This is a genomic window from uncultured Shewanella sp. (assembly GCF_947501225.1).
Lineage (GTDB): Bacteria > Pseudomonadota > Gammaproteobacteria > Enterobacterales > Shewanellaceae > Shewanella.
The window spans coordinates 203,165-229,405 of the sequence record NZ_CANMUW010000001.1 but is presented as its reverse complement, the minus strand read 5'-3'; the positions used below and the strand labels follow the sequence as shown (position 1 = coordinate 229,405).

The 26,241-nt window shown below is 48.1% G+C and carries 23 protein-coding genes; 9 read left to right on the top strand and 14 right to left on the bottom strand.

Features of this window, described 5'->3' with window-relative positions:
* The first annotated feature begins 47 nt into the window (after positions 1–47).
* On the top strand, positions 48–458 hold the full coding sequence (locus Q1B47_RS01015) for a DUF3192 domain-containing protein (protein WP_299787235.1): 411 nt from the start codon (positions 48–50) through the stop codon (positions 456–458).
* A gap of 419 nt (positions 459–877) precedes the next feature.
* On the top strand, positions 878–1,438 hold the full coding sequence (locus Q1B47_RS01010) for a hypothetical protein (RefSeq protein ID WP_299787232.1): 561 nt from the start codon (positions 878–880) through the stop codon (positions 1,436–1,438).
* Between the two features lie 495 nt (positions 1,439–1,933).
* Here Q1B47_RS01010 and Q1B47_RS01005 read toward each other — a convergent pair whose 3' ends face one another.
* From Q1B47_RS01005 to Q1B47_RS00995, 3 genes are all read right to left on the bottom strand, one after another.
* Complete coding sequence (locus tag Q1B47_RS01005; protein WP_299787229.1) at positions 1,934–2,527, bottom strand: GNAT family N-acetyltransferase; 594 nt, start codon at positions 2,525–2,527, stop codon at positions 1,934–1,936.
* Between the two features lie 39 nt (positions 2,528–2,566).
* Positions 2,567–3,052 (bottom strand): isoprenylcysteine carboxylmethyltransferase family protein, encoded by a 486-nt coding sequence (locus Q1B47_RS01000; RefSeq protein ID WP_299787226.1) that lies wholly within the window; start codon positions 3,050–3,052, stop codon positions 2,567–2,569.
* A gap of 194 nt (positions 3,053–3,246) precedes the next feature.
* Positions 3,247–6,060: a prolyl oligopeptidase family serine peptidase gene (locus Q1B47_RS00995; RefSeq protein ID WP_299787223.1), complete on the bottom strand. Its 2,814-nt coding sequence runs from the start codon at positions 6,058–6,060 to the stop codon at positions 3,247–3,249.
* A gap of 280 nt (positions 6,061–6,340) precedes the next feature.
* Between Q1B47_RS00995 and Q1B47_RS00990 the strand changes: the two genes are divergently transcribed.
* The gene (locus Q1B47_RS00990; RefSeq protein WP_299787220.1) at positions 6,341–7,348 is read left to right on the top strand and encodes an isocitrate dehydrogenase; all 1,008 of its coding nucleotides are present in this window, start codon (positions 6,341–6,343) and stop codon (positions 7,346–7,348) included.
* Positions 7,349–7,401: 53 nt separating this feature from the next.
* On the opposite strand, the gene rlmM is transcribed toward Q1B47_RS00990, so the two are convergent.
* From rlmM to Q1B47_RS00970, 4 genes are all read right to left on the bottom strand, one after another.
* Positions 7,402–8,484, bottom strand: coding sequence for a 23S rRNA (cytidine(2498)-2'-O)-methyltransferase RlmM (rlmM, locus tag Q1B47_RS00985; RefSeq protein WP_299787217.1), 1,083 nt, complete (start codon positions 8,482–8,484; stop codon positions 7,402–7,404).
* Between the two features lie 200 nt (positions 8,485–8,684).
* A complete protein-coding gene (locus Q1B47_RS00980; RefSeq protein WP_299787214.1) occupies positions 8,685–9,074 on the bottom strand; it encodes a DUF423 domain-containing protein in 390 nt (129 codons plus the stop codon).
* Positions 9,067–9,741 carry an alpha/beta fold hydrolase gene (locus tag Q1B47_RS00975; RefSeq protein WP_299787211.1) on the bottom strand — a complete coding sequence of 225 codons (675 nt, stop codon included), beginning with the start codon at positions 9,739–9,741 and terminating at the stop codon, positions 9,067–9,069. The genes Q1B47_RS00980 and Q1B47_RS00975 overlap by 8 nt, the downstream gene beginning before the upstream one ends.
* Positions 9,722–10,633, bottom strand: a complete 912-nt coding sequence (locus Q1B47_RS00970; protein WP_299787208.1) for a transcriptional regulator GcvA — start codon at positions 10,631–10,633, stop codon at positions 9,722–9,724. Before Q1B47_RS00970 ends, Q1B47_RS00975 begins: the two co-directional genes overlap by 20 nt.
* A 181-nt stretch (positions 10,634–10,814) precedes the next feature.
* Here Q1B47_RS00970 and Q1B47_RS00965 point away from each other — a divergent pair, with 181 nt between their 5' ends.
* The gene (locus tag Q1B47_RS00965; RefSeq protein ID WP_299787203.1) at positions 10,815–11,042 is read left to right on the top strand and encodes a hypothetical protein; all 228 of its coding nucleotides are present in this window, start codon (positions 10,815–10,817) and stop codon (positions 11,040–11,042) included.
* A 995-nt stretch (positions 11,043–12,037) separates the two neighbouring features.
* Here Q1B47_RS00965 and thiI read toward each other — a convergent pair.
* The 3 genes from thiI to pomA form a co-directional block, all read right to left on the bottom strand.
* Complete coding sequence (thiI, locus tag Q1B47_RS00960; RefSeq protein ID WP_299787200.1) at positions 12,038–13,492, bottom strand: tRNA uracil 4-sulfurtransferase ThiI; 1,455 nt, start codon at positions 13,490–13,492, stop codon at positions 12,038–12,040.
* Positions 13,493–13,688: 196 nt separating this feature from the next.
* Positions 13,689–14,657, bottom strand: coding sequence for a flagellar motor protein MotB (locus Q1B47_RS00955; protein ID WP_299787197.1), 969 nt, complete (start codon positions 14,655–14,657; stop codon positions 13,689–13,691).
* 4 nt (positions 14,658–14,661) lie between these two features.
* On the bottom strand, positions 14,662–15,429 hold the full coding sequence (pomA, locus tag Q1B47_RS00950) for a flagellar motor protein PomA (RefSeq protein WP_299787194.1): 768 nt from the start codon (positions 15,427–15,429) through the stop codon (positions 14,662–14,664).
* A 442-nt stretch (positions 15,430–15,871) separates the two neighbouring features.
* Here pomA and xseB point away from each other — a divergent pair, with 442 nt between their 5' ends.
* From xseB to dxs, 3 genes are read left to right on the top strand one after another with little or no spacing between them, the layout of a single operon-like run.
* Positions 15,872–16,111 carry an exodeoxyribonuclease VII small subunit gene (gene xseB / locus Q1B47_RS00945; protein ID WP_299787191.1) on the top strand — a complete coding sequence of 80 codons (240 nt, stop codon included), beginning with the start codon at positions 15,872–15,874 and terminating at the stop codon, positions 16,109–16,111.
* On the top strand, positions 16,112–16,993 hold the full coding sequence (gene ispA / locus Q1B47_RS00940) for a (2E,6E)-farnesyl diphosphate synthase (RefSeq protein ID WP_299787188.1): 882 nt from the start codon (positions 16,112–16,114) through the stop codon (positions 16,991–16,993).
* Positions 16,994–17,013: 20 nt separating this feature from the next.
* Positions 17,014–18,879, top strand: coding sequence for a 1-deoxy-D-xylulose-5-phosphate synthase (gene dxs, locus Q1B47_RS00935; protein ID WP_299787185.1), 1,866 nt, complete (start codon positions 17,014–17,016; stop codon positions 18,877–18,879).
* A 191-nt stretch (positions 18,880–19,070) separates the two neighbouring features.
* Here the strand turns inward: dxs and grpE are convergent, their stop codons facing one another.
* Positions 19,071–19,700, bottom strand: a complete 630-nt coding sequence (gene grpE, locus Q1B47_RS00930) for a nucleotide exchange factor GrpE (protein ID WP_299787182.1) — start codon at positions 19,698–19,700, stop codon at positions 19,071–19,073.
* A gap of 93 nt (positions 19,701–19,793) precedes the next feature.
* Here grpE and nadK point away from each other — a divergent pair, with 93 nt between their 5' ends.
* Complete coding sequence (nadK, locus tag Q1B47_RS00925; RefSeq protein WP_299787179.1) at positions 19,794–20,672, top strand: NAD(+) kinase; 879 nt, start codon at positions 19,794–19,796, stop codon at positions 20,670–20,672.
* 84 nt (positions 20,673–20,756) lie between these two features.
* Here nadK and Q1B47_RS00920 read toward each other — a convergent pair whose 3' ends face one another.
* The 3 genes from Q1B47_RS00920 to Q1B47_RS00910 form a co-directional block, all read right to left on the bottom strand.
* Positions 20,757–21,857: an energy transducer TonB gene (locus Q1B47_RS00920; RefSeq protein WP_299787176.1), complete on the bottom strand. Its 1,101-nt coding sequence runs from the start codon at positions 21,855–21,857 to the stop codon at positions 20,757–20,759.
* A 140-nt stretch (positions 21,858–21,997) separates the two neighbouring features.
* Positions 21,998–23,344, bottom strand: coding sequence for an MATE family efflux transporter (locus tag Q1B47_RS00915; RefSeq protein WP_299787173.1), 1,347 nt, complete (start codon positions 23,342–23,344; stop codon positions 21,998–22,000).
* A 57-nt stretch (positions 23,345–23,401) separates the two neighbouring features.
* Entirely contained in the window at positions 23,402–24,454 is a 1,053-nt protein-coding gene (locus tag Q1B47_RS00910) for a GTP-binding protein (protein ID WP_299787169.1), read from the bottom strand.
* Between the two features lie 332 nt (positions 24,455–24,786).
* On the opposite strand from Q1B47_RS00910, the gene Q1B47_RS00905 reads away from it, so the two are divergent.
* Positions 24,787–26,175 carry an endonuclease/exonuclease/phosphatase family protein gene (locus Q1B47_RS00905; RefSeq protein WP_299787166.1) on the top strand — a complete coding sequence of 463 codons (1,389 nt, stop codon included), beginning with the start codon at positions 24,787–24,789 and terminating at the stop codon, positions 26,173–26,175.
* Positions 26,176–26,241: the final 66 nt, after the last annotated feature.

Here is a 26,241-nt window from a genome sequence, read left to right as displayed (position 1 = left end):
CTTTGAAATCTAAATTATTTGCGTTAACACCAAGGAAAGTCGCACCAATGAAATCTAAACTGCCCGTTATTGTCGGTTCAATTTTTGCAGCTTACCTCGTCTTTGTTGCCGTCGTCGTGCTCGTCTATGAACCGACTCCTGATGAGATGGACTGGGAAGACCGACAGGCTTATATCAATGGTAAGTTAACCGAGATATCGATAGGCCAGTCGATCACTCATATCAAGTCGCTGCTGGGAAAGGCGGATTTTTCAGAAGCAAAGATCGTCGACGAGTCTACCCTACAGGTCCTCTTCTATCGCACCCACCATAAGAAGTCTGACGGTGAAACCACCAGAGACGAGTGCACACCGCTGCTATTCAGGGATCAAAAGCTCATTGCCTGGGGCGATGCCTCCTACCAGGAGTATCTGAGTCGCAACAGTAGCAGTACCGCCAGTAGCGATAGCGACATCTGATAGTTTGCCAGCCTTCAAATGAAGGCTGATTACATTTCTGATTTAGCTTCTGGCTGAATTGCTATTGGCAATTTATTTGAAGGTTTTAACTTCAAGGTTACCCATAGCCTGCGGCTCGCCTAAAGTGTAGATACTTCTTCGGGCCGCTGTGAAGCCATCCCTGGCCGCTTAACGAAAACATCCCTGTTTTCGATACCCTCATACGCATCCACACCTGGTTATTTTCTCTCTTCGATTGAGGTTCTCTTAGTTAAGTTGTTAACGAGGAAATGCTCCAAGATGAGTTTCCTTTACTATGCACTTGAACTATTTTTCATAATGTTCAAAGGTGCCTAGAAAGCTTTGATCATACCAAATTAGGGAATTAGAGATAGTTAGCACTAAAATGAGAAGCGTTTGGCTTTAAAAGGATTAAGTATATGGATATTGAATTTGTACGTTATTGCAGACCAAAAAGCTCCGCTTTTGGAAACTCGGTAAAAAAACGAGATTTAGAAAAAGGTTGGGAGATGACTCAAAATTTTTTAGACAAGCATACCGAGTATTGCCTCTCGAATTCTGCAATAGTTGACCCATATTGGAACACAACTAGAGATGGCCTTGGTTTACCAGAATTAGTTAAGCGAAAAATAGCAAAATTTGATAATCCGAACAACATAAGGTTAGGAGTTTACTTGCCGCTAAACTTTAGATGGAAGATGGTACCTGACAAAGTTTTAAATGATTATTCGCAAGTGTTTGAGTATTTTCTTAAAGGTGAAAACGGCTTTTTCGGTGTGTATCTGAAAGCTCCGGTGTTTATTCAACCAGAGTTCATAATTCCGTATCCACCTAGTTCAAGTGAGTGTAAAGAGATGATTAATGAACTTAAGCTGGATTTACCATTTAAAGTTAGTGATAACTCTTTAATATGCTTTAAAAGCAGGAAATTAAAAAATGGTAAAATTACATATAAGGCAATGGGACAATATGAGGATTAATCTAAACAACAATCCACTCACTGGTAAACCTCACTTTGCTTGAAACTTAATAGCCATATGTGAACTGTCTATGCTGGTATGAAAAGGCTTTGTCATACCTGAGATAATTCGTTTTTCCTAAGTTAAAAAAATTGCTAACACATTTGTGTTCAAAAATAAGTTACAACAGAAGACGTTAAATCGAAGAGATAAACACTCAAGTGTAGATGCAGCTGCGAGCTTCCAAAACATGGATGTTTTGGCAGAGCCCACATGGAAGTGTTCACGGCGCCTCGCAGAAGCATCTGCACATAAGGTCGTTCATTCACATCCATGTGATCACGACATTGATATATCCATATATGGCACCTGCTGCAAGCAATTGGCACAAGCAGGGCTATGGTTCTCCACGAGTAAACCCAAGACTAAACAAGTTTAATGAAGCCAATCTAAGAAGATACTTTAAACTTGTTATCCGACAAGTAAGCAGATTTTCCAGCTAATCAGCACCCTGAGTCAGAGCCCTTTATCTAAGTACTCAGAGTTAATCTTCGATGTCAGGCAGTGATCCTGCCACCTCCCGGCTATCTTAAGATAAGATTTAGCCACCCCCTCCTGCTCAAACCCCAGCGATGAGAGCAGCGCTCCGCTTCGTGTGTTAGAAGGGATATAGTTAGCCATGATCCGATGCAGATTTTGCTCGGTAAACATGTAATCGATCCCCGCGGTAAGGATCTCTTTCATCAAGCCTTTGCCCTGATGTGCCTCGGCGATGGAGTAGCCTAAGCTACAGGCTTGAAAGGAGCCTCTGATAATATTGGTAAAATTGCAAACCCCGATGATCTCGTTGTAGTTCACATCATTGTCATCTCTGGTTTTAACGTCTTTGGCTTTAACGTCTCGGGCTTGCTCATCGACAGTAAAAGCGACGAAGTGCACCGCAGCCCCCACCGAAAACAGCTCATTGCTCTCCATTAGCCGCCTTCTGACCCGATATTTACAAAAATAATCAGGCTCCCTTTCGGGCTCCCACGGGGCCAGGTGAGCCCTGTTGTTATGGTAGTAATCGATTAACAGCTGATAGTCATAATGCTGCAAGATAGTCAGCATGGTCCTACCTGTGTTAATTTTCGGGATCCTTTGCATAGACTAAAACCACCTGCGAACCTGTTTTTGGTAGCGAATATATTCGTCACCGAATTTCCGCCTTAAATAGGCCTCTTCGGGCCTGATGGCGACATAATAGACACAGACACAAGATGGGATCACGCTGGTGATCAGCCAGATATGGCTAAAGTAGAGACCTAAGCCGACAGGAATGGTACACAGCGCCAAATAGACAGGGTTCCTGGAGTATTTATAAAGCCCGGTCTTAATAATCGATGAGGTCGGCTGCCAGGGCTCTATTGCCGTCTTTTGCCGCTTAAACTGTAACAGCAAAGAGAGCAGCACGATAAGACCTGTGATCACCAGAGCCAGTCCCGTATAGGTGATCACAGGTGCAAAGGTGATGCCTATGGGCAGCAGCAGTTCATTGACGTGGGCCAGTAACATAAACAAGATATAAATGAGCGGCGGGGGAATTTTTACTCCGGCCCCTCTGACATCTTTCTCCATAACGCTCTCCATCTCCATAATCCACTCCATGATATTAATCAAACAGGCATCACTCAGGTTTTAGCCACACCCAGGCTAGCCATTGCTTCTTAGCCGCCCTATCTACTGGGTATACTAGTGCCAACATTTACCATAAAACAATCCTTATCCATAAAAAAACCGAGTCATAAACCCGGTTTCTGTTTTCCACCAATTAAAGAGTCTTAAACGGATCAGTCGGCCTTCTTATACTCGGTATATGCCTCACCCTGAGTTAACCACTTCGGTGCCGGTTTGCCCTTCAGGTAGTGATCGAAATACTCCATCATGCGAATACTGTAGTCGAGTTTATTCGGATACTTCTTCAGGTGATGTGGTTCATCCTGATATTGGAGGAAGACCACATCTTTGCCCGCACGACGCATGGCAAGGTAGAGCTCGATCCCCTGCTCCCAGGGCACCGCATCATCTTTGTCGCCAAACATTATCATCATAGGCGTCTTGATTCGCTCGGCATAGAAGATGGGGGAGTTCTCAACATACTTCTGCGGCGCCCTGAACAGGCTCTCACCGATTCGGCTCTGTCCGGTTTCGTACTGGAATTGACGTGCCAAACCACTACCGTGACGGATCCCACTGTAGGCACTGGTCATATTGGAGACCGGAGCGCCGGTTACCGCGGCCTTAAAGATATGGGTCTGAGTGACGGCGAAGGCTGTCTGATATCCGCCCCATGAGTGGCCCTGGATCCCGACGGCATCGGGGTCTGCGATCCCCATCTCAATCAGCTTCTGCACACCGGAGGTCAGCGCCTGAACCGATGATGCTCCCGGATAGCCTACCTCGAAACGAATATCCGGCAGGAAGATGGCGTAACCCTTGTCGGCGTACCAGGCAAAGTTCGGTCTGTGGTTGAGCTTCATCTGTGGAAACGCATGCAGACGATCACTCATGAAGCGGTAGAAATAGACCAGAACCGGGTAACGTTTCCCCTCCTCGTAGTTGGTCGGCTTGATCAATACACCATCTAACGGCTTCCCATCACCATTTGTCCAGTGAACCAGCTCTGACTTGCTCCAGTTAAACTTCCGCTTCTGGGCATCTAAGTCGGTTTGACGAACCGCAGTCTGTGGTGATAGATACTCTGCGGTATAGAGGTCGGGAAACAGATCGAAGCGCTCTTTCGAAAACACGATAGTATTGGAGTTTTTACTTCGGGCGAGAGGCTTTATCTTATAGTCCCCCTCCATCAAGGTCGTTACTCCCGAGACACCTATCTTAGCCTGATAATAACCATCGCCTTTGGTCCGCTCGTTGTAGCCGTGAAGCAGTATCTGTTGGTCGATAGCGAAGACGTCGGGCTTACTCTCATCAGCCACCAGGCCGGTCACACGGTATTGGATCCCCTGCTTACGCCCCTTACCGGCCGTTAGCTTAAAGGACTCCAGTGAACCTGTATTCATCTGCCAGATATCATATTTGTCATACACCAACAGGCCGGCATCATTTTCAAGCCAGGGGCCGAAACCATACCCGGGTGCATTAGAGGGGTAGTCATGATCTTCATCGGCAAAAGAGACCTTGAGATCTTTAGTCAGGTTGTGTCTTCTATCCTGAGATATCTGATAAAGATATACCTGCCCCTGCTGATAGTAAGCAACAAATCGCTCCATTGGAGAGAGTGTCGGTTCTTGATTGCTTGGTTGCTGGGTCAAAAATGGAATTTTACGACCGGTATTGAGATCGATCAGATAGTAATCCCGGTAGAAACCGGCCCAGGTGATCATCTTACGATAGGGTATATCTGAACTGGCGATAACGAATCGCGTCTGTTCCTGCGCCTCGACATCCGGCACAGCTTCATCGGCTAACTGAACAAGGTGGTTCCCCTGCAGATGCAGTACGGCCAGGTAGGTCCGTTTCAACTCTTTCTTGTACTGCTTGACCTCGTTAGGCTTTATACGTGCGTCATCCCCGTGCCAGATGCGTAGCTCACGTTGACCTGTAACCACCTTCTCATCGAAAAGGTCGGCTTGCTTTTCAACCTTCTTAATCTCAAGCTGTTGGCTCACCTGAGGAACGCGTCCGAAAAAGAGCCGCTCACTGTCCTGTGAGAACCTGAGTTTCGTGTAACGGTTAAGTTTCCATTTCTCATCGGCGGGGACAGCCTTGACAGCACCACTTGCTATCTCAAGCAGAGACAACTTATATTCACGTCCATAGGGCGCGCTCGCGGCAGCCCCATGGGTAAAGGCGATATATTGACCGTTTTCACTGAGCGCAACCTCACCGATCTGCTGATCACTGTACTGATGTACTATCTCTTTTTTGTCGTTATTGAGTCTTATCAATACCAGCTGATGCATCTTCGCGTTCACATCGTTACTGGCCAGCACCAGATGCTTACCCACTTTATCGAAGTAGAAACGGGTAACATGTTTTATGCTTTGTTTATTGCCATTCTTCAGAGAGATAAGCTGAAACTCGGTGCCTTTATCGAATTTGTCGACCTTTTCCTGCTCACTCTTCTTGTCATCGTTTTTCTTATCGGCTTTCTTACCGTCGCCCTCTTTCTCCTGCGCTTCATACCAGATGGCTAAATGTGTTCCGGATTCATTGAACTCAAAAGATTTAACTCTTTCGAAGCGGGTCTCTTCTCCGGATTGGGTATCGAGTAACACCATGCCCGATTTGATTTTTTTCCTCTCTTTTTCTGAGGCCATCTCTAAATCGAGTAACGAACTCTTAACAACAAAGGCAACAAAACGACCGTCTCGGCTCACTTTCGGCTCAGAAGCGCCATCAAGAGTAAACTTTTTAGACGATGTCAGGCTTTTAACCAACCCATGACTATCTCCCCGATCCGGTGCCACCTCAACGGCCAGCATGGTACCGGAATCAGAGACCACAGGTTTTTTCAACGACTCGAAATGCATGATGTCGTCAGGAGCAATGGAATCCGCATGATTAGGGACTTGAGCGTAGGCGCCGGCGGTGATCAGGCTCGCCGATGCAAGAATAAAAGATGCTATGGGTAGTGACTTCAAGGTCTTCCTCATTTTTCTTATTTTGTTAATGTCGACCCTAGCCCTCATTAGACTAAAGTAGACTTTTTTAACCTTTAACGATCAATCATCGTCATAAGCCTTGTTTATTGCAAGTTCCACTATATAAAAAAATGTGAGATTGCTCACTATTTTCTGTGAAAACAGTTTAAAAGTGTTTAAAATAAAGCTGTGAACAATAAAAACGAATTCCAAGTCATTTTACCGTGTCTATAGACATGGGCCGACATAGCAGTAACGACAAACCGTGGAAGGATTCTCCATGTCAAAAAGAACTATAACCGTGATCCCTGGTGATGGGATTGGACCAAGCATTATTGATGCAGCCATTAAAATTCTTGATAAAGCCGGTTGCGATTTTGAATATGAATTTGCCGATGCAGGTTTAGCCGCTCTGGAAAAACAGGGAGAGCTTTTACCTCAGCGTACGCTGGATATGATCGAGAAAAACCGTATCACCCTGAAAGGCCCTCTGACTACGCCTGTCGGTGAAGGTTTTACCTCAATCAACGTTTCTCTGCGTAAGAAGTTCAGCCTATACGCAAACGTTCGCCCTGTTCTCTCTTTCAAGGGCACTCAGGCTCGCTACGACAACATAGATATCATCACCGTCCGTGAAAACACGGAAGGTATGTATTCGGGTCTGGGTCAGACACTGTCGGAAGATGGCGCGACGGCCGAAGCAACAAGTATCATCACTCGCCAGGGCGCTGAGCAGATCACCACCTTCGCCTATGAACTTGCCCGTAAAGAGAAGCGCAAGAAGGTGACTATCGTTCATAAGGCTAACATCATGAAGTCGACTTCGGGTCTGTTCCTGAAGGTTGCCCGTGAAGTCAGCCAACGTTATCCGGATATCATCACCGAAGAGATGATTGTCGATGCGACATGCATGAAGCTGGTTATGAACCCCGAAAACTTTGACGTTATGGTAACGACAAACTTGTTTGGTGACATACTTTCAGATCTCTGTGCCGGTCTGGTCGGTGGTCTGGGTATGGCTCCGGGTGCCAACATAGGTAAAGACGCGGCAATTTTTGAAGCCGTCCACGGTAGTGCACCCGATATTGCCGGTAAAAACCTGGCAAACCCAACATCGGTGATTCTGGCTTCGATCCAGATGCTTGAATACCTTGGCATGTCAGATAAGGCGCAGAGCATACGCGCCGCCGTTACCTCTGTTATTGCCGAAGGAGACCGTACGACACGTGACCTGGGTGGTACCCATGGCACGACAGACTTCACACAAGCTGTGATTGATAGACTGTAAGAGCTGTTCCTAGAGCCTAGATCCTAGGATCTAGGTCCTAGGACCTTATAAAACTACCAAGGTTGGGTAGGATTAAGCCATAGATGCACAGTCACCTCATCACGGTCGTGATAAAGATGCTTACACTGGATCTGAAAGTCTTCTATACCGTTCTCTTTTAGGATAGTCGCCATCGTCTCTAAAATCTGAGACACCTCAACATAACGACTCTTCATCGGCAGTTTAAGGTTAAATATCGCCTCCTTAAACCAACGATTGATAGCCCAGGCCTCGATCAGTTCCGCCACACGCGAGGGCTTCTCAATCATGTCGCATACCAGCCAGTAGATGTTCTTACGCGGCGGTTCGAAACGGAAACCATCGGCTTGATAGTGCTTAACCTGTCCGGTTTCCATCAAGGACTCGGCCATAGGGCCGTTATCCACTGATGCGACAAACATGCCACGACGAACCAGTTGATATGTCCAGCCACCGGGACAGGCACCTAGATCGACAGCATTCATACCGCTTCTCAATCGCTCTTCCTGTGCTTCTTTGGGAATAAAGTGGATAAAGGCTTCATCCAGCTTCAACGTCGAACGGCTCGGCGCATCTGCGGCCATTTTCAGTCTGGGGATCCCCATGAAGTTGGGCGAACTGTTATTGCTCAGCGAGTAGCCAACATAAGCCATGCCCGGAGCGACGAAGCAGACATGGATGATAGGACGCTTAGGGTTCTCTTTTTCAAGCAGGCAGCCGGCTTTTTTCAATCTCTGTCTCAGCGGAACAGTGAACTTGCGGCAGAAATTCGACAACTCTTTAGCTTCATTGGTGTCCGGCGTCTCAACTCTGAGCTCACCGGCTTTACTGACTTCACTCAGTGCTTCGACGATTGGCGTGATGCGATCATCTTGCGGCAGATCTTTCAGCAGCGCCTTAGCCGCAAACATCTGTCTGGCAAAGATCAACGAGTCTAACTTGAGCTTTTGTGCTAATACGGCGGCATCGCCGGGTTGAAAGCACTGAAAAATCACGTAAGCATCGTTTTTATTGGTTTTAACAAAACCACCGATATCAAGCTCTGCCGCACGATGTTGGATCTCGGCAGCACACTCTTTCTCATAGCCTGCACGGCAAAACAAAAATAGGTTAATCATTGGAATTCCTGGAAGCAGCCAATAAAAAATGGCGACAATCTATATAATGGCCGCCATTCTACACTGTATATGCTGTTATCTAAACCGGTCAGTTCAGATATCCGATAGCTTTAATCGCCCACTTCCACCACCGCATAAGCTTAGATACGGCCATTGCCGCGGCGATAATTAACGATTCTGAGTTTACAAATCTGTTTAGTTTAATCATCCAGCTCGACGACACGGTTGCGCCACACGGCCAGGGCTATCAATAACCAGCCAACCAAGAAGCATACGCCGCCTATAGGCGTGACAGGCCCGGTCCACTTTGTGCCTAACAGAGCATAGAGATAGAGAGATCCCGAGAATAAACCTATCCCGGCGATAAACAGATAACCCGCCCAGTCGATCAGTCTGGATGTTAACCAATGCCCGGAGAAGGCGACCACAATCAAGGCAAAAGTATGATAAAACTGATACTCGACGCCTAAGTTGAAGATGGCTATCATCTCGGCAGAAGTTACATTTTTTAATCCGTGAGCGCCGAATGCCCCTAAGGCAACCGCCATAAAACCACTCAGTGCCGCTAACAGTAGAAATCCTTTACGCATCTAACCCCCGAATAAAATCAGTACTATATGATATCGCTGCTGCTAGATTAGCCTCTTGGGTGGTACCTGACGACTTCCTTGGTGCAAAACTATGATCGCCATCAGTTAACCAATGCAGGCTTACCTTGTTCATCACCGGCCAGGTATCGACCACTCCCTTAGCGCCGAATTTATCCCTCTCACCCTGAATCACGCAGACAGGCGCCTTACTCTTCTCTATGGGCTCGAGCCTTGGCTCGCCCCCCTTGAGCGGAATAAAGGGGTATCCGAGACAGATAACGCCATCGACTTGGGTGTCCCCGGCAACTATCGCGGCCATACGCCCTCCCATGGACTTACCCATAAGAATGATTCGCTCAGGGGCGAACTCTGCCCTAATCGCCTCGATATGCAAGTTGAAGTCTTTAACCAGCTTAGGCGCACGATCCGGAGGACGACGTTTACCGTCAATCCCGTTGGCGCGCATATAGGGAAAGTTGAAACGGATCACACCAAAACCGGCAGCCGTCAAGCCTTCAGCCATCTCATTCATAAAGTCAGAATGCATATTTGCCCCGGCTCCGTGAGTAAATATGATAACGGTGCCACTCATATCACCGTCGACAATACACTCACTCTGAAGCAGATCCCGGGCTTCGAGAGGCGCTTTAACCAGGAAGTAACTCACTGCGAGACTCCTCTTCGAACATATCTAACATCCACTCCCGAAACGCAGCAACTTTACCTATATCCGCATGATTTTGTTGGCAAACTAAGTAGTAAGCATTCTTACTCACCAACACCTCCGGGAAGGGGCAAACCAGTCTGCCCGCCTTAATATCGGGCCTTGCGAGCACGCTATAGCCCAGGGCCACCCCCTGTCCATGTGCCGCCGCCTGCAGAACTAACGACGAGTGACTAAATATGGGCCCCTGGTTCACATTAATATCATTAATCCCACATTGCCTAAACCAGGCTTGCCAATCATGACGTGTCATATCGTGTAAAAGGGTATGATTTTTAAGATCACCGGGCTTTTCGAGTGGCTTGGGTCCATTGAGTAACATGGGTGAACAAACAGGGATTAGTACCTCATTTTTCAGTTTATCGGCTCTTAACCCCGGCCAGTTTCCCTGACCATAATAGATGGCGACATCGACATCGTCTGACAGTGAACTATCTTCATCATCAACCGCCTTAATTCGCACATCGATATCCGGGTTATTCTCGCTGAATTTTGCCAAACGTGGCACTAACCATTGAATTGCAAAACTCGGTGAAGTGCTTACTGTCAGTGAGCCTATGGCACTTCGGGCCAGCAATCTGTCAGTCGCATCCGCTAGCTGGGTAAAGATATCTTTGATATCCAAAAAGTACCCTTGCCCCTCTTCCGTCAACAGCAAAGAACGGTTCTTTCGACGGAATAGTTTCAGGCCTAAATATTCTTCTAAAGCCTTAATTTGATGACTCACTGCAGCCTGAGTTACGAAGAGCTCTTCGGCTGCCCGAGTAAAGCTGAGATGCCTTGCGGCAGCTTCAAATGCCTTCACTGCATTTAGGGGCGGTAAGCGTCTGGACATAGTGATCAGGATCCCATCTTTGAATTAGATTTTCTAATCCGTATTGTTACATTTTATCGTTTGTTAAGGGAAGTGTTTTTGATTAAATTATGCGCCAACGAAATGATTAAAGTTAGGCAGCCTCTACGACGTAATTGGGGAGTGTCTGACAACCCGAAATGTCCGCCCGGAGGCGACCCATATGCTAAACCTTAAAACTGTCTTTGTTCTCGCTTTTCTCTCTACAGCGACAACCGTTAGCGCCGATGAAATGGTTATCGACACTTCAGATCTTCACGCAACAATTAGTGCTCAGCTGGCCGAAGGCATGGAGATGATGCAGAACAACCTGACTGAAGACATGAATACTATTTTAATCGCCGAAGAGACCACAGAGAAAGCGCCTGTCATAGTCACTCGCGCAGAGTAAAGTACTCAGCACTGCCCTAACGTCCCGCTTTAAAAGCCGCGTCGCTATTGATATTAGCATCGCGGCTTTTTTGTGTCTGTAAAAAAGGAAGTTTTAAGTTCATGACAAAGCACAGAGAGTCACGAGCCTCGAGTGGCGAGATGTGAAGCAATGAGGTCGAGCCTGAATATTCTTTATGTAGGAGCGGCTTTAGCCGCGAATGTTTCCGAGCAAAAAATCGTAAACCAATAGTTTTAATAACAGTGCACAGAGAGTTACGAGCCTCTAGCTGCGAGATGTGAAGTAATGAGGTCGAGCCTGGATATTCTTCATGTAGGAGCGGCTTTAGCCGCGAATGTTTCCGAGCAAAAAATCGTAAACCAATAGTTTTAATAATAGTGCACAGAGAGTTACGAGCCTCGAGCTGCGAGATGTGAAGTAATGAGGTCGAGCCTGAATATTCTTTATGTAGGAGCGGCTTTAGCCGCGAATGTTTCCGAGCAAAAAATCGTAAGCCAATAGTTTTAATAACAGTGCACAGAGAGTTACTAGCCTCGAGCTGCGATTCACGAGATGTGAAGTAATGAGGTCGAGCCTGAATATTCTTCATGTAGGAGCGGCTTTAGCCGCGAATGTTTCCGAGCAAAAAATCGTAAGCCAATAGTTTTAATAACAGTGCACAGAGAGTTACTAGCCTCGAGCTGCAATTCACGAGATATGAAGTAATGAGGTCGAGCTAGGATATTCTTCATGTAGGAGCGGCTTTAGCCGCGAATGTTTCCGAGCAAAAAATCGTAAGCCATAAATTTTAAGTGGCAAAGCTGAGGGAAATGACACCAGACGCAATTCGCTTGTTCTTACCACTTACCACTTACCACTTACCACTTAGAACTCACAACTCACAACTCACAACTCAATCCTTGGCTAACAGATATAAAAAAACCGCAACCATAAAATAGTTGCGGCTTTTTGGTTATCTAGCACATCTATAGGCTCTTAAGCCTCTGAGAAGCGATTTAAGGGCGATATACCTTCACGTTTTCATATCCCTGCTCTTGCAGGTACAGAGCCTGTAACTTGCTCATCACGCCCCTGTCGCAGTAGAGCAGGTAGGTCTTAGCCTTGTCCAGATCCGCAAACTGGGTAGCGAGCTTAAAAAACGGAATCGTTTTAATCTCAATGCCCTGCAGTTGAAGAGGATCTTTCTCCTCCTCTTCAGGTGCCCTTACATCGATAACGACCTCGTTTGCATCGATATCACCAACCGTTTCTGTTTCTGTAATCTTAGTATCCATGCTTGTTGCTATCTCTCTGATATCGATCACTTCGGCGGCTTCGATGACACGTTCGATGAGATCCTCGGAGAACTTCTCCTCTTCGGCTTCAATTTTTGCAAGTACCGCTTTGACTGTCGGCTTTTGCGAGATCACACCGCAATACTCAGGTATCGACTTAGAGAAGTCCTCTGTGCCAATTTTACGGCTCAGGTTAATGATATCCTGCTTATCCATAGCGATCAGCGGACGTAAAATGAGGTGGTCGGTGCTGCGATCGATAACATTTAAGTTGGTTAGCGTCTGGCTGGATACCTGTCCCATGGCCTCCCCGGTGACTAACGCCTGAATGCCCATCTTTTCAGCGACTCTTGCCGCGGTGCGCATCATCATACGTTTGAGTATGACTCCCATCTGACCATTATCTATCTTCTCTAAAATTTCGGTGACGACAGGGTCGAAAGGCACAGAGATAAACTTAACCTTATGGGATTCGCCGTACTTCTGCCACAGGTGATAAGCCACCTGTTTAACGCCGATCTCATGTTGATCACCGCCTAAGTTGAAGAAGCAGTAGTGCGTTCTGGAGCCACGTTTAATAAACTGGTAGCTGGAGACCCCGGAATCGAAACCACCCGATATAAGAGAGAGCACATCTTCCTGTGTCGCCATAGGGTAACCACCCAGCCCTTGAATGCGATCGACAACCAGGTACAGATTATCTTTCTCTATCTCCAGGTTGATAGTCATATCCGGGTTTTTCAATCTGACACCGGCTGCCTCGGTAAACTGATTTAAGCCACCACCGACATAACGTTCAACTTCGATCGATTTAAAATCATGGTTACCCACGCGCTTTACACGCACACAGAATGTCTTACCCACGAGTTGCTCTTTATACAGGGCTAACGTCTGCTGATAGATGTCATCGATAGACTCGAAGGTACTCTCGTTGACTTTAAGTATATGGGCAATCCCCGGAATACAGGACAGACGTTCGGCAAACGCCTCCACCAGATCGGGTCTATCGTTGGGCACCATCACCATGATCTTATCCCAATCACGCTTTACCTTTGCGGTTTCATCCACTTTTTTCAGGACATTACGGATATTGGTTTCAAGCATCTTGGTAAAACGCATTCTTACCGGTTTGCTTTTCATCATGATTTCAGGAAATAGTTTTACGATAAATTTCATCAGGGTATTCCGAGCGGGGGTGGGGTTTAAACAATATTGCGCGCATTATACCAAGATAGTTGAATGTTTGACTATCGGGAAATGGCAGAAACAACGATACCCGCTATCAATTACAACAGATAGGACTGGAAAGATAGCCTTTTCCAGCCCTATCTGTTTTCGGGTTTGGTGACAGGAGTGTCGTCAAATGACCAGGCTACTGCCCAACCAGAATCTCATCAGACTCTTTGGGTTTACCCTGCTCGATAGCTATCTCCACCCTGCGGTTTCGAGCCCGGTTACCGGGTGAATCATTGGCCACCAAGGGGTCGGAGTTTGCCATTCCCACCACCTTCATTCGACTCTGATCAAACCCTTTGACACGAATGAGCTCATGAGCCACGGCCACGGCGCGCTTACTGGAGAGATCCCAGTTCGAACTGTAGAGTTCATTACTGATCCGCATATCATCGGTATGACCTGATACGGTGACAATACCGGGGACATCTTTTAGCAGCTCACCCACTCGACGAATGACGGGTTTAAATCTCGGTTGCAGAAAGCCCGAACCCGATGAGAAGGCGCCTTTCTCTCTGATCCTGATGATGATCTGCTGACCCAGAGACTCAATTTCGATAGCACCATCGACAATCTCCTTATTAAGCTCCTGGGCCATCTTCTTAACTTCATCGTTTATCTGATCCTGAGAAGCCTGCGCCTTTGACTCATCCTTTGATTGAGATTCTGATTCTGACTCTGCGGCCGAAGTGGATTCGGCTTCCTCCTGAGCGGTGGCAGAGGCCTCTCCCCCCCGTTGTTCACCTCTTTGCTGCTGCACACCACCTGAGCTGTCGTCATCCCCGGCCTGATATTCAAGCACAGGTTCAGTCATCTCATTGGTCTGCTGGTTGATGATTTCGATAGGGGTGGGTTCCGGTCTGCCAGGCCTGAACTCGAGTGCTATGACTGAGGTTCCTTTTGGAATATCTTTGACTTCGACCTTATTCTGTACACCGAAGGCATACTTCATCGAACCTGCGATCTGCTTAAACTTCATCACATCCATTTCGGAGAATGCCAGCAACAGGACGAAAAAACACATCAACAGCGACATCAGATCGGCAAAGGTTGCCAACCAGAGCGGTGCTCCGGGTGGTGGACAATCACACTTATCCTTCTTAGCCATGGGGTTATTCCCCGTCCGTCGTGTCTATTTCTCGCTGCTTCTCTGAAAGGTAGTTCTTCAGGAACCCCTCAATCACACGTGGGTTCTGGCCATCCTGAATAGCCAGCACCGCATCCAAGATAAGGTTACGGTTCAACATCTCCTCATTCATTCGCAGCTCCAGCTTACCTGCAATAGGCAAGGCAACCATATTCGCTATGATGGCACCATAAAGAGTCGTTAACAGGGCTACGGCCATCGCCGGCCCGATAGATTTCGGGTCATCCATATTCGATAACATGGCAACCAGTCCGATAAGGGTACCGATCATTCCCATAGCCGGAGCGACATCGCCAAGAGCCTGAAAGATGCTCACCCCGAGCTTATGTCGCTCTTCGGTAAGAGAGATATCTTTCTCAAGCGCATCACGCACCACATCGCCGTCATGGCCATCGACCAGCATATCGACCGCTTTTTGCATGAAGCTGTTGTTGATCTCCGCCTCCTCCAGAGCCAGGAAGCCCCCTTTACGCGCGGCATCGGCCATGGTTACGGACTGTTCGATCAAGGCATCGGGCTTATCTATTTTGAACATAAATGCTTTGGCGGCAATTTTTATTGCGCCAAGAAACTGCTTAAGATTGAACTTCATCATGACGACGAACAGAGAACCACACATTACAATCAGCACCGAAGGGACGTCGACAAAAATAGCAATGCCACCACTACTCACCATCGCCATGATGACGAATCCAAATGCGCCAATGAGTCCTATCAGGGTTGCTAAATCCACAACTGCTCCTTAAATGAAACCGATTCCGGATGGGGTCATCCGATCGGTATGAAGTTGTATTTATTAATCTGGCCTTAGAGCGCCATATCACACAGAGTGTTCATAGGTTTAATATACCTAACTTTAACTCTAATCTCAGTATATTAGATAATTATCCTTAATATAATCATCAAAATAACGGGACATGCTATCCCGCAGTAACTGAGCTAAATGATTAAAAGATCGAAGCGATACCAAAGAGCAGCGTTCAATAATCACCCAAAGAAAAAAAAGCCTTACTTTCAATTATCGGACAGCTTACACGCAAGTTTAGCTACAAATTCAATTTTTTATAAAAAAACCTCTATAAAGCGTGCTATTGCACAAATATACAGCAGCCCGATTTGACGCTAGTCGCTGCCTGAGATACCTTGTCACACGCTATTTTCTAGGGAACGTTACCGTGGCTAAAAAACCTGAAAACCTCACTTTTGAAGAATCCCTCTGTGAACTCGAACGTATTGTTTCTGATCTTGAACAAGGCGACGTATCCCTCGACGATGCACTCAAACAGTTCGAACGTGGTATCAAACTTGTGCGTAACAGCCAAGGTAAACTCGAACAAGCTCAACAGAAGGTCGCCATCTTGTTACAAGAGGATGAAGATGCCTCATTAACGACCTATGCTACCGAGGGCGAATAATTGCTAGCCAGAGCCATCACTCAATATCAGCAACGTGTCGACAACCAGCTCAAACAGGTTATCGATGCTCAAGCTATCACAGATCAGAAACTCCTGTCGGCGATGAAGCATGGCGCTCTGATTGGTGGTAAGCGAATTCGACCATTTTTAGTTTATGCCATCGGTGAGATGCTCAATGTCGCACCGGAAAAACTGGACGCATGTGCGGCAGCTATCGAGTGCGTTCACGCCTATTCTCTGATTCATGATGACCTGCCTGCCATGGATGATGACGACCTGCGACGCGGCCAGCCTACAGTGCATATCGCATTCGACGAAGCGACGGCCATCTTAGCGGGTGACGCCCTGCAAGCGCTCGCCTTCGAGATCATCTGTGAACCCGTAGAGGGGATCGCGCCGAGCCAAAACCTCGCCATGGTTAAGGCGCTGGCCCGGGCATCAGGATATTCGGGGATGTGTGGCGGCCAGGCGATGGATCTCAATGCAACAGACAAGCAGATCGATCTCGAGACTCTGACCAGACTACATAAATTAAAAACCGGAGCCCTGATCCGCTGCGCCGTCGAGTTGCCGATGATAGCGGCTCAGGTCAGCGACGAAGAGCAAGCCCTGCTAATGGATTTTGCCGACGCCATAGGGCTGGCATTTCAGGTACAGGACGATGTACTGGATATCATCGCCAGTACCGAAGAGCTGGGTAAGCCCCAGGGTTCCGATTGTGACTCCAACAAGAGCACCTACCCCAGACTGTTGGGTTTAGAGGGAGCACAAGCCACAGCACAAGGTTTGATTGAAGATGCTCTATCAGCGCTGACCAAATTACCTTACAATAGTCAGCTAATTGCCGAATTCGCCCGTTTTATCATTGAGCGAAGAGTATAATAAAGAGACAAGTTATCTCGATGAGTTTGGATATTTCTCAATACCCTGTGCTGGCACAGGCTAATACCCCGGATGAGCTAAGACAGCTCCCTCAAGCACTGCTGCCTCAGTTGGCGGATGAGCTTAGAGGTTTCCTCTTGAAATCTGTGGGTAAATCTAGTGGTCACTTCGCTTCCGGTCTGGGTACTGTCGAGCTGACTGTGGCGCTTCACTATGTCTATAATACCCCTTTCGATCGCTTGATCTGGGATGTTGGTCATCAAGCCTACCCCCATAAGATACTCACGGGTCGCCGCGATAAGATGCACACCATTCGCCAAAAGGGCGGAGTACATCCGTTCCCATGGCGCGAAGAGAGTGAGTACGACACCTTCAGTGTCGGACACTCGGGCACCTCTATCAGCGCCGCACTGGCAATGGCCGTTGCCGCAGAGAAAGAGCAGGCGGGCCGCAAAGTGGTCTCGGTTATCGGCGATGGCGCCATGACCGGCGGTATGGTATTTGAGGCGATGAATCACGCCGGCGATCTGCATAATGATATGTTGGTCGTACTCAACGACAACGAGATGTCTATCTCGGAGAATGTCGGGGCACTGAACAATCACCTGGCTCAACTTATGTCGGGTCGTTTCTATACGACGATTCGTGAAAGCAGTAAGAAGGTGCTTAAAGGGATGCCGGTGATCAAGGAGATGGCCAAACGTACCGAGGAGCACCTGAAGGGGATGGTGGTTCCCGGTACTATGTTTGAGGAGCTGGGCTTCAACTACATCGGCCCCATCGATGGTCATGATGTCGATGCACTCGTCGACACCATGCGCAACATGCGCAACCTATCGGGTCCACAGATTTTACATATCATGACCAAGAAAGGTCGTGGTTATGAACCGGCCGAAAAAGATCCTATCGGATGGCACGCCGTTCCTAAATTTGATCCCTCGACCTTCGAAAAACCCGCTTCAAAACCTGCTAACCCAACCTTTTCACAGGTCTTCGGTAAGTGGCTTTGTGACGTGGCCCAGAATGATGACAAGGTACTGGGTATCACACCGGCGATGCGCGAAGGTTCGGGAATGGTTGAGTTCTCACAGCGTTTTCCTAAGCAGTATTTCGATGCCGCCATTGCCGAGCAGCATGCCGTAACCTTAGGGGCCGGTTTCGCCTGTGAGGGGCTAAAGCCGGTTGTGGCTATCTACTCGACCTTCCTGCAGCGTGGGTACGATCAGCTTATTCACGATGTAGCACTGCAGAAGTTACCTGTGCTGTTTGCCATCGACAGAGGTGGCATTGTTGGTGCCGACGGCCCGACACACCAGGGGGCTTTCGATCTGAGCTTTATGCGCACCGTACCAAACATGGTGATCATGGCACCGTCGGATGAGAACGAGTGTCGTCAAATGCTCTATACCGGCTATTGCTATAGAGAAGGCCCTACTGCTGTGCGTTACCCGAGAGGTTGTGCAACAGGCGAGCCTCAGGTAGAGGAGATGCAAGCCCTGCCCATAGGTAAAGGTCTAATCAGGCGACAGGGTAAGAAGGTGGCGATTCTGAACTTCGGCACCCTACTTGCCGGTGTCTTAACCGCCGCCGAGTCTCTCGATGCGACAGTTGCCGACATGCGTTTCGTGAAACCTCTGGATGAAGAGCTGGTCAAAGAACTTGCCGATTCCCATGACGTGCTGGTCACGGTTGAAGAGAATGCCATCATGGGTGGTGCCGGCTCCGGAGTACTAGAACTGCTGCAACAGCTGAAACTGCCAATGCCGGTACTACAGATTGGTCTACCGGATGAGTTTATTAAGCATGGCTCATCGGCAGAGATCCTGGCCGAGCTGGGACTCGATGCCGCCGGAATTCAAGAGCAAATTGAGGTCTATCTGGGATAGGCTTCAAAAGCCACCGGGGATAGCTGTTAATAAGTGAATTCCATGTATAAACCCCACTCTTTGGCCTTCCATGGCCACCGGGGATAAATACATCCATGTATAAAAAAGGACTGCATCGCAGTCCTTTTTTATATCCATCTCTTGATGTTCAATCTAAGCCGTCTCCCGAAAAGAGTCGGCCCAGATAAAAGTTAAGCCTGTGTATCGACACCGGCTCCGCCTTGAGAAACCATAACCATAGCCGGACGCAGCAGACGATCGTTAAGGATATAACCCTTCTGCATAACCATCATTACCGTGTTAGCCGGGAAATCCGGGCTTGGTTGCATACCAATCGCCTGATGGTGCTCTGGATTAAATGGTTCGCCTTGTGGGTTAACGACGGTCAGACCAAACTTTTCAACTGTAGAGACAAAACTCTTCAGCGTTAACTCGACACCTTCGTAAACCGCCTTTGTGGCCTCATCTTCGGCATCGGTTCCCTGAAGCGCACGCTCCATGTTGTCGATCACAGGTAAAAGTTCATTGGCGAACTTTTCCAGAGCAAACTTATGGGCTTTCTCGACATCGATAGCGGCGCGTCGACGAATATTATCAACTTCCGCAGCGGCTCTGATAACTGAATCTTTCTGCTCATCAACTTTAGCGTTAGCAGCTTCAAGTGCCTGCTCCAGCTCTTCAATACGAAAGTTTGCCTGAGTAAGTTCATCCATTAAACTGGCTTCATCGTTACCGGCTTCGCTCTCATTCTCAGCAATGATCTCAGCCTCAACAGCTTCATCTACTTGGTTCTCTTTCGCTTTACTTGACTCGTTGCTCATTCTAACTCCAGCTAAAAATACTTTGTTTCTGCGTGCTCTGAGGATAATATGGGGATCACATTCAAGGTTTCAAGCCCTAGCACTAAGATAAATATGCCTAAAACGTTTCAATCTATTGGCCTGATTGGTAAACCTAATCACCATGGCACAAACCTTACCCTAAAACGTTTGCATCACTGGTTAACGATGCAAGGTTTTGACATTCTGGTTGAAGAGCGAGTCGCTGCCGATATCGGCTCCCAGGCTATCTCGGTAGACCTGCTCGAACTGGGGGACAGGTGCGATCTCGCCATCGTCGTCGGCGGTGATGGCAATATGCTGGGTGCTGCACGTGTTCTTGCCAGGTTCGATATCGGCGTTATCGGCGTCAACCGCGGTAACCTTGGTTTCCTGACCGATCTGCCACCGGATTCTTTCGAAGCAGCCTTAGGCGATGTGCTCGATGGTAAATTCGAAACTGAACACCGCTTCCTTCTCGAGGCAGAAGTACACCGTCATGGCAATATAAAGTCGAGCAATACCGCCGTCAATGAAGCAGTACTGCATCCGGGTAAAGTGGCTCACATGATCGAGTTTGAGGTCTATATCGACGATAACTTCATGTACAGTCAACGCGCCGACGGTATGATAGTGTCGACGCCTACGGGCTCTACTGCCTACTCACTGTCGGCAGGCGGCGCCATCTTGACCCCAAATCTCGAAGCGCTCATTCTGGTTCCCATGTTTCCTCACACCCTCTCCTGTCGTCCAATCGTGGTTGATGCCTGCAGCACCATAAAGATGGTGGTATCACCGGACAACGGCGATAACCTGGAGGTCAGTTGTGACGGGCATGTCACCCTGTCGGTACTGCCGGGCGATGAGATCATCGTTAAACGAAGTCATGAACGCCTCAGGCTTATCCATCCCAAAGGACATAACTACTTCCACGTATTAAGAAGTAAGCTGGGTTGGGGAAGTAAGCTGTTTTAAACTAATACTCATCGGGCGATGATTTCACAACTAAAAAAGCCGCTAACTTAGCGGCTTTTCTTCCCCCTGGATAGGGGACAAGCATTACCTTCGCTCGACAGTAAACTCAAGCATGACGCTAGACTCTGCCGCAACGGGTACACCATCGACAAACTTAGGTGCATAACGCCACTGTTTCAACGCATCGATCGTCGCATCGCTAAATTTATCACCGCCCTCTGAATCGATTAACTTTGGTTCTCTCACGAAGCCGGACTCATCGACGATAAATGACACTTCGGCCCATCCCTCCTTGCCTCGCTTAGCATAGGAGACCGGATATTTGGGATGCTGGCGATACAGCGGCACTTGCTCCTGATCATCCAGCCAGGGCCGCATGCTGCCGATGGCGATGCAGTGTTTAGTAGACTTATCGCTTTCGCCCTCACGCTCGTAAAGCTCGACAAGGTAGGCGTGAGCCTTCAGCTCGTAAGGGTGAGTATAATCGAGCACGGAGAACTGCTGTACCACCTCATTGAGCAGGGGAATGGCTCGGCTATTCTTCTTCTCGACGAAGTGAATCGATCCCGCTATAAAGGCCGCCTTCACCCGGGTAAGTGAGTCTTGCGGCAACTCCTCTTTATAGATCTCATACGCTTCCAGTGCATAATTACGAATTTTTCTGTTATAGAGCGGAGTTTTGGAAAGGGTAGCAAATGCAGCGCTCAGGGTATCGGCATATAGTATCGGATTGTCCGCATCGGAGGAGATATCGATAGCATCTTCAAACAGCGATTTGGCCGTTTTAGGCTCTGAACTCGTTTGCGCCGCACCAATTAGGGGATCTAACACCTCGAGAGCTTGATCACCAAACTTTGATTGATAGCGTTCAAGTGCCAACAGGTAGAGGGAATTAGCCTGCTCAATCTTGCCTTTCTCTACCTTTTCCAGCCCTTGGAGTGCACTGGCATAGTTTAACGCCAGATTGACCGTATCTAAACTGTTGGCCCCAAACTGAACACCCCCCAACTCATAAGCCTGCTTGGCATATTTGAGTATCTGCTCACTGTTTTTCTCAGCTATGGCTTGTTTGTAGGCCGCATAGCTTTGAGAAAAATCCGAGGCAAAAGCAGTGAAACTGCTCATCAAAAGAGCACTGATACTGATGGCTGCAAGCCGTTGGCGAAAGCGGAGCGATGATCTCATAAATGTCCCTATTTATTCATACCTGTTCTGGCTGGGTAAACATAATTAAATAAAAAACGATGTAACCCTTCCTGTCGGTCACATCAGCTTCTACACCTCGTAAGCTATTGAATTTATCAGACCCAACCTGGATTAGCGAGCTAATTTAAACGAGCCGATACCCGTTTCAGGGCAAACAGCATCCAGCAAACTAAAATAGTACTGCAACATGCCAGGGAGACCCATACTCCCTTGACACCGAATGCCCAGGCAAACAGGCAGATAACCAAAGCGATTAAGACAAGCTTCGTTCCGGTTAATATCGAGGCCTCTCTGGAGCAGTTAATCGCCTGAAAAAAACTCGCCCCGACCAGCAACAGGCCTTCCATCGGCAAGCCCCAGAAATAGAGCCGCATCCCTTCGATAGCGTAGGGCGTTAATTGAGGATTATCGCCGGCAAAGATATAGACCATCCATTCAGGTTTAATATAGATAAACAACAGACCAATAACGGCTGTGACCAAAGTGATCCCGAATGCAACTCTCAAGGTTTTAAATACCCTGTCATAACGTCCTGCCCCCGCATTGAAGCTGAAGATAGGTTGGGTACCGAAGGCGATACCTTCAAAAATAAGGTAGAAAAACGCCTCGGTATAACTGACGACACCATAGGCCGCTACATGGATCGGCGCACCGACCCACAAAAAGGCCATATTATGAAGCGTTAACACTATCGACAGATAGAGACTCAATAGGAAGCTGGGCAAACCGACTCGCAGTATATTCAGGCAGTGGTCTAACTTAAGTAGCATCTGCTGCCAGTTAATTCGCAAGCGAGTGTTGTCGGTAAAGAAGTGGCGTAAGCAGAGTAGACCCGTCATGGCCTGAGAGATCATCGTCGCAATGGCGGCCCCGACCAATCCGAACGGGAAAACCACAATGAATAACCAATCCAGTACCGCGTTTAAGCAACCGCCAAAGATAAGCACATAGGTGACAAAACCTGGCCTGCCATCATTTCGCAGCAGGGCTGTGAATGCCATCGAAATAATGGGAAAATAACCCAGAGCGAAATACCAGAAGAGATAATCATAGGCACTGTCTAATATCTCACCTTCGGCACCGAGAAGTTGTAAAAGCTCCCGGGAGTATAGGGTGCCAAGCAGCGCAAATCCTGTTCCGCTAATGAGGCATAAGCTGAAGGTATTACCGAGTATTTTTCGTGCCTTAGCGACCTCCCCCTGCCCCAGGTTTATTGACACAAGCGCCGCTCCACCCATGCCGAGCAAGGCCCCGACCGCGTATAAAACGGCGCCAATCGGATAGGCCAGTATCATGCCGGCCAGACCCGTTTCCCCCAAATAATGGCCAACAAACATACCATCGATTGTCACATAGATGCCCGTCACCAGCATCGACGCTATGGTGGGGACGGTATAGCGCCAAAATAACTTATGGATCGGCTCATTCACTAAGGCCAGATCTTGAGAGGCCACATCTACACTCATTCAGACTCACCGTTAATTTATTATTCTTATTTTTATCAATATCAGGTCAGCAAGATATCAAAAACCTAACCGCTTAGATATAGCCAACAAACGCCGCTCAAGAACCTCACTATCCACTGATTCCAAAGTAATAATCTCTATCCTTGAATCCATCACATCATCGAGTTCGACAACACTGAGCTCTCCATCGACCAGATTAAGCCCGGCTATCCCCTCGTCGGTGATCAATGCTGCCTTCAGCCTGACCACATCCAAAGATCTCACCAGGGTAATGACCTCATCGAAAGAGAACTCGTAGCCGGGGTCAAATATCCAGCCACAACTATAAAAGCCCTCTCCCTCGTTCAGCTTTTTTATCAGCCCCCGCTCATTAAACTCTGCACCGGCCACTGCTGGCTCCAGAGAAAATAGATCCGATACCTGAGGCCTGAGCATACTCGGAGCTTCCCTCGTTTCTGATAGCGGCGGTGCGGCTTTCCTTCCCATCAGACTAAGTAACCCGGATATCTCCCCCGCGGAAGCTTGAGTCATACAGACAGGAATAACGGCTTTATCACCGCTCTCGCTACCCACCTTTTTCTCTTCGAGAAAAGCGTGCAACTGTTCAAGGTGTTGCTCCGAACAGAGGTCAGACTTAGTCGCCAACACAATATCCGCGACCTCAAGTTGCTGATTGAAGATCTCATGCTCCCGGTAGCGGGGATCTTCAATTTTTCTGGCGTCGACCAGACAAACTGTCGACTTGAGGCTGATAACATTTTGATAGTGAGGTTCACTGAGCACCCTTAGCACCTCTTTGGGATGTCCGAGCCCCGTTGGCTCTATCAGCAATCGATCCGGCTTAGCCTTCGCTATCAACTGGTTTATCGCCACCTGCATGGGGACACCTGCGGCGCAACACATACAGCCTCCCGCAACCTCACGGATCTCGACACAGTGCTCGCCGCCTCCCAGTAACGCGGCATCTATGCCTACCTCGCCAAACTCATTGATCAACACAGCCCACTTTTCATCGGCTGGTTTACCGAGGAAAAGTTGCTTTATTAAGCTGGTCTTACCGACACCGAGAAAGCCGGTGATCACATTAGTTGCAACAGGTTTAATTATCATAGGTTCAATACCGGCCCTTAAAAGAGCTGCACAGTGTATGCATTAATCAGAAGAGTCTCAATAACAAGTCGACATAGATTGTTAACACTCTACACGGTCTTTAAATCAATTGACGCAACTCCCTGCCACCGGCAGAACGTGCTCGCCAGTACAACACAAATGTAACACGAGCACAACAAGCCGCAAAACAAGGTAAATGATGAGTAAAGTCAGGCCAAAACAACGGTTAAACCCAGCGATTTAATAGTCAGTTAATGGACACCTGTATATGATGCCGTCGAAAGCTCAACCAAATGAGCTAAAGAGAATAATTAATAATGATGGGTCACAATATGAAACTACTAAAAACTGCGGCTGCGGCTGCAATATCGATGGCGTTATTAGCAGGATGTAATGACGAAACTAACAACATCTACCCACCGGAACCAGAAACCACAGATGTGCGTTTTGCTACCTATAACTTATCCTTCGATCGCAGCAGCTTCGAGGAGTTGGTAGCCGAGATGCAGATCACCGCACCGGAGCAGGAGGTGCTGATGCAAGGCTGGTTTGACGGAACCTTATCCGATGAAGAGCTGAAGGTCGCCGAGAAGGTCATCCAGATCCGCAACGTTGCCGCGATTATTCAGACTGAGCGTCCGGCCGTATTGATGATGGGCGAGTTTAACAACGACGGCTTAGGTCAAAATCAGGATGCCATCAAAGGCTTTCGCTTAAACTACCTCGCAGTCCCGCAAAATGGTTTAGGCGCCACATCTGATGAGAAGAAGATGCTTGAGCCGATTCAGTTCGCCTATGCAGAAAACTTCTCCACCAACACGGGACTACTCAGTGAGTTTGACCTCGACAGAAATGGTACTATAGCACTGCCGGGCGATGCCTGGGGCTTTGGTTTCTATCATGGCCAATATGCCTTTGGCCTGTTGTCTCAGTATCCTATCGATACCGACAACATTCGTACCTTCCAGAACTTTAAGTGGAAAGATATGCCGGGTGAAACAAACCCGACCATCACCAACTGTGACGATGAGAAATATCCGATCCCTGAGGGGATGAAGTGTGGAGATGAGTGGTACACAGCAGAGGCGTGGGCTCAGAAACCGCTGTCTTCTAAAAACCATGTCGATGCACCTATCATTATCCCAACCGCCAACGGTGAAAAGGTCGTTCACCTGCTCCTGTCGCACCCGACTCCACCTGTGTTCGATACCCTCACCGAAAACAACAAGATGTTGAACCGTGCTGAGATCGAGTTCTGGAGTGATTACGTTGGCGGCGCAGACTACATCTATGATGATGCGGGCGTTAAAGGAGGCTTGTCACACGATGCTTCTTTCGTCGTCATGGGCGATCTTAATGCCGATCCGGAAAATGGCGACGGCTTCCTGGACTCGATTCAGAACCTGATGAACCACGACCGCGTTAACACCTTAGCGACCTATGGTGTCTATGCCCCTAACAGCCTGGGTTCTACTGAGTGTGTAGCACTAGGTGATTGTAGCGATAACACCTATCCCGATCGCATCACCAGCACATTCGGCCTGCGTGTGGACCATGCAATCCCGTCAAATGACCTTAACATCACAGATTCCGGTGTCTTCTGGCCGGCGACCTTCGAGGAGGGGCGATTGTTGATGAACGATGAGCGTGTAGGCAAATACGGTAACGGTAAAGATATCTCTTCCGATCACCGCCTGGTATGGATAGAAGCCGAGCTTTAATCTCACTCCATAAATAACAAAAAACCGCCCCATTTATTATGTAAATAAGGGCGGTTTTTTATGGCT

Excerpts from the sequence above, each read along its gene's own strand:
- Q1B47_RS00970 (WP_299787208.1), bottom strand. The coding sequence starts at position 10,633 with ATGTCCAGACGCTTACCGCCCCTAAATGCAGTGAAGGCATTTGAAGCT.
- Q1B47_RS01010 (WP_299787232.1), top strand. The coding sequence starts at position 878 with ATGGATATTGAATTTGTACGTTATTGCAGACCAAAAAGCTCCGCTTTT.
- rlmM (WP_299787217.1), bottom strand. The coding sequence starts at position 8,484 with ATGATTAACCTATTTTTGTTTTGCCGTGCAGGCTATGAGAAAGAGTGT.
- Q1B47_RS00990 (WP_299787220.1), top strand. The coding sequence starts at position 6,341 with ATGTCAAAAAGAACTATAACCGTGATCCCTGGTGATGGGATTGGACCA.
- grpE (WP_299787182.1), bottom strand. The coding sequence starts at position 19,700 with ATGAGCAACGAGTCAAGTAAAGCGAAAGAGAACCAAGTAGATGAAGCT.
- Q1B47_RS01000 (WP_299787226.1), bottom strand. The coding sequence starts at position 3,052 with ATGGAGATGGAGAGCGTTATGGAGAAAGATGTCAGAGGGGCCGGAGTA.
- Q1B47_RS00910 (WP_299787169.1), bottom strand. The coding sequence starts at position 24,454 with ATGATAATTAAACCTGTTGCAACTAATGTGATCACCGGCTTTCTCGGT.
- nadK (WP_299787179.1), top strand. The coding sequence starts at position 19,794 with ATGCCTAAAACGTTTCAATCTATTGGCCTGATTGGTAAACCTAATCAC.
- thiI (WP_299787200.1), bottom strand. The coding sequence starts at position 13,492 with ATGAAATTTATCGTAAAACTATTTCCTGAAATCATGATGAAAAGCAAA.
- Q1B47_RS00955 (WP_299787197.1), bottom strand. The coding sequence starts at position 14,657 with ATGGCTAAGAAGGATAAGTGTGATTGTCCACCACCCGGAGCACCGCTC.
- dxs (WP_299787185.1), top strand. The coding sequence starts at position 17,014 with ATGAGTTTGGATATTTCTCAATACCCTGTGCTGGCACAGGCTAATACC.
- Q1B47_RS01015 (WP_299787235.1), top strand. The coding sequence starts at position 48 with ATGAAATCTAAACTGCCCGTTATTGTCGGTTCAATTTTTGCAGCTTAC.
- Q1B47_RS00915 (WP_299787173.1), bottom strand. The coding sequence starts at position 23,344 with ATGAGTGTAGATGTGGCCTCTCAAGATCTGGCCTTAGTGAATGAGCCG.
- Q1B47_RS00905 (WP_299787166.1), top strand. The coding sequence starts at position 24,787 with ATGAAACTACTAAAAACTGCGGCTGCGGCTGCAATATCGATGGCGTTA.
- Q1B47_RS00920 (WP_299787176.1), bottom strand. The coding sequence starts at position 21,857 with ATGAGATCATCGCTCCGCTTTCGCCAACGGCTTGCAGCCATCAGTATC.
- Q1B47_RS01005 (WP_299787229.1), bottom strand. The coding sequence starts at position 2,527 with ATGCTGACTATCTTGCAGCATTATGACTATCAGCTGTTAATCGATTAC.
- Q1B47_RS00965 (WP_299787203.1), top strand. The coding sequence starts at position 10,815 with ATGCTAAACCTTAAAACTGTCTTTGTTCTCGCTTTTCTCTCTACAGCG.
- Q1B47_RS00980 (WP_299787214.1), bottom strand. The coding sequence starts at position 9,074 with ATGCGTAAAGGATTTCTACTGTTAGCGGCACTGAGTGGTTTTATGGCG.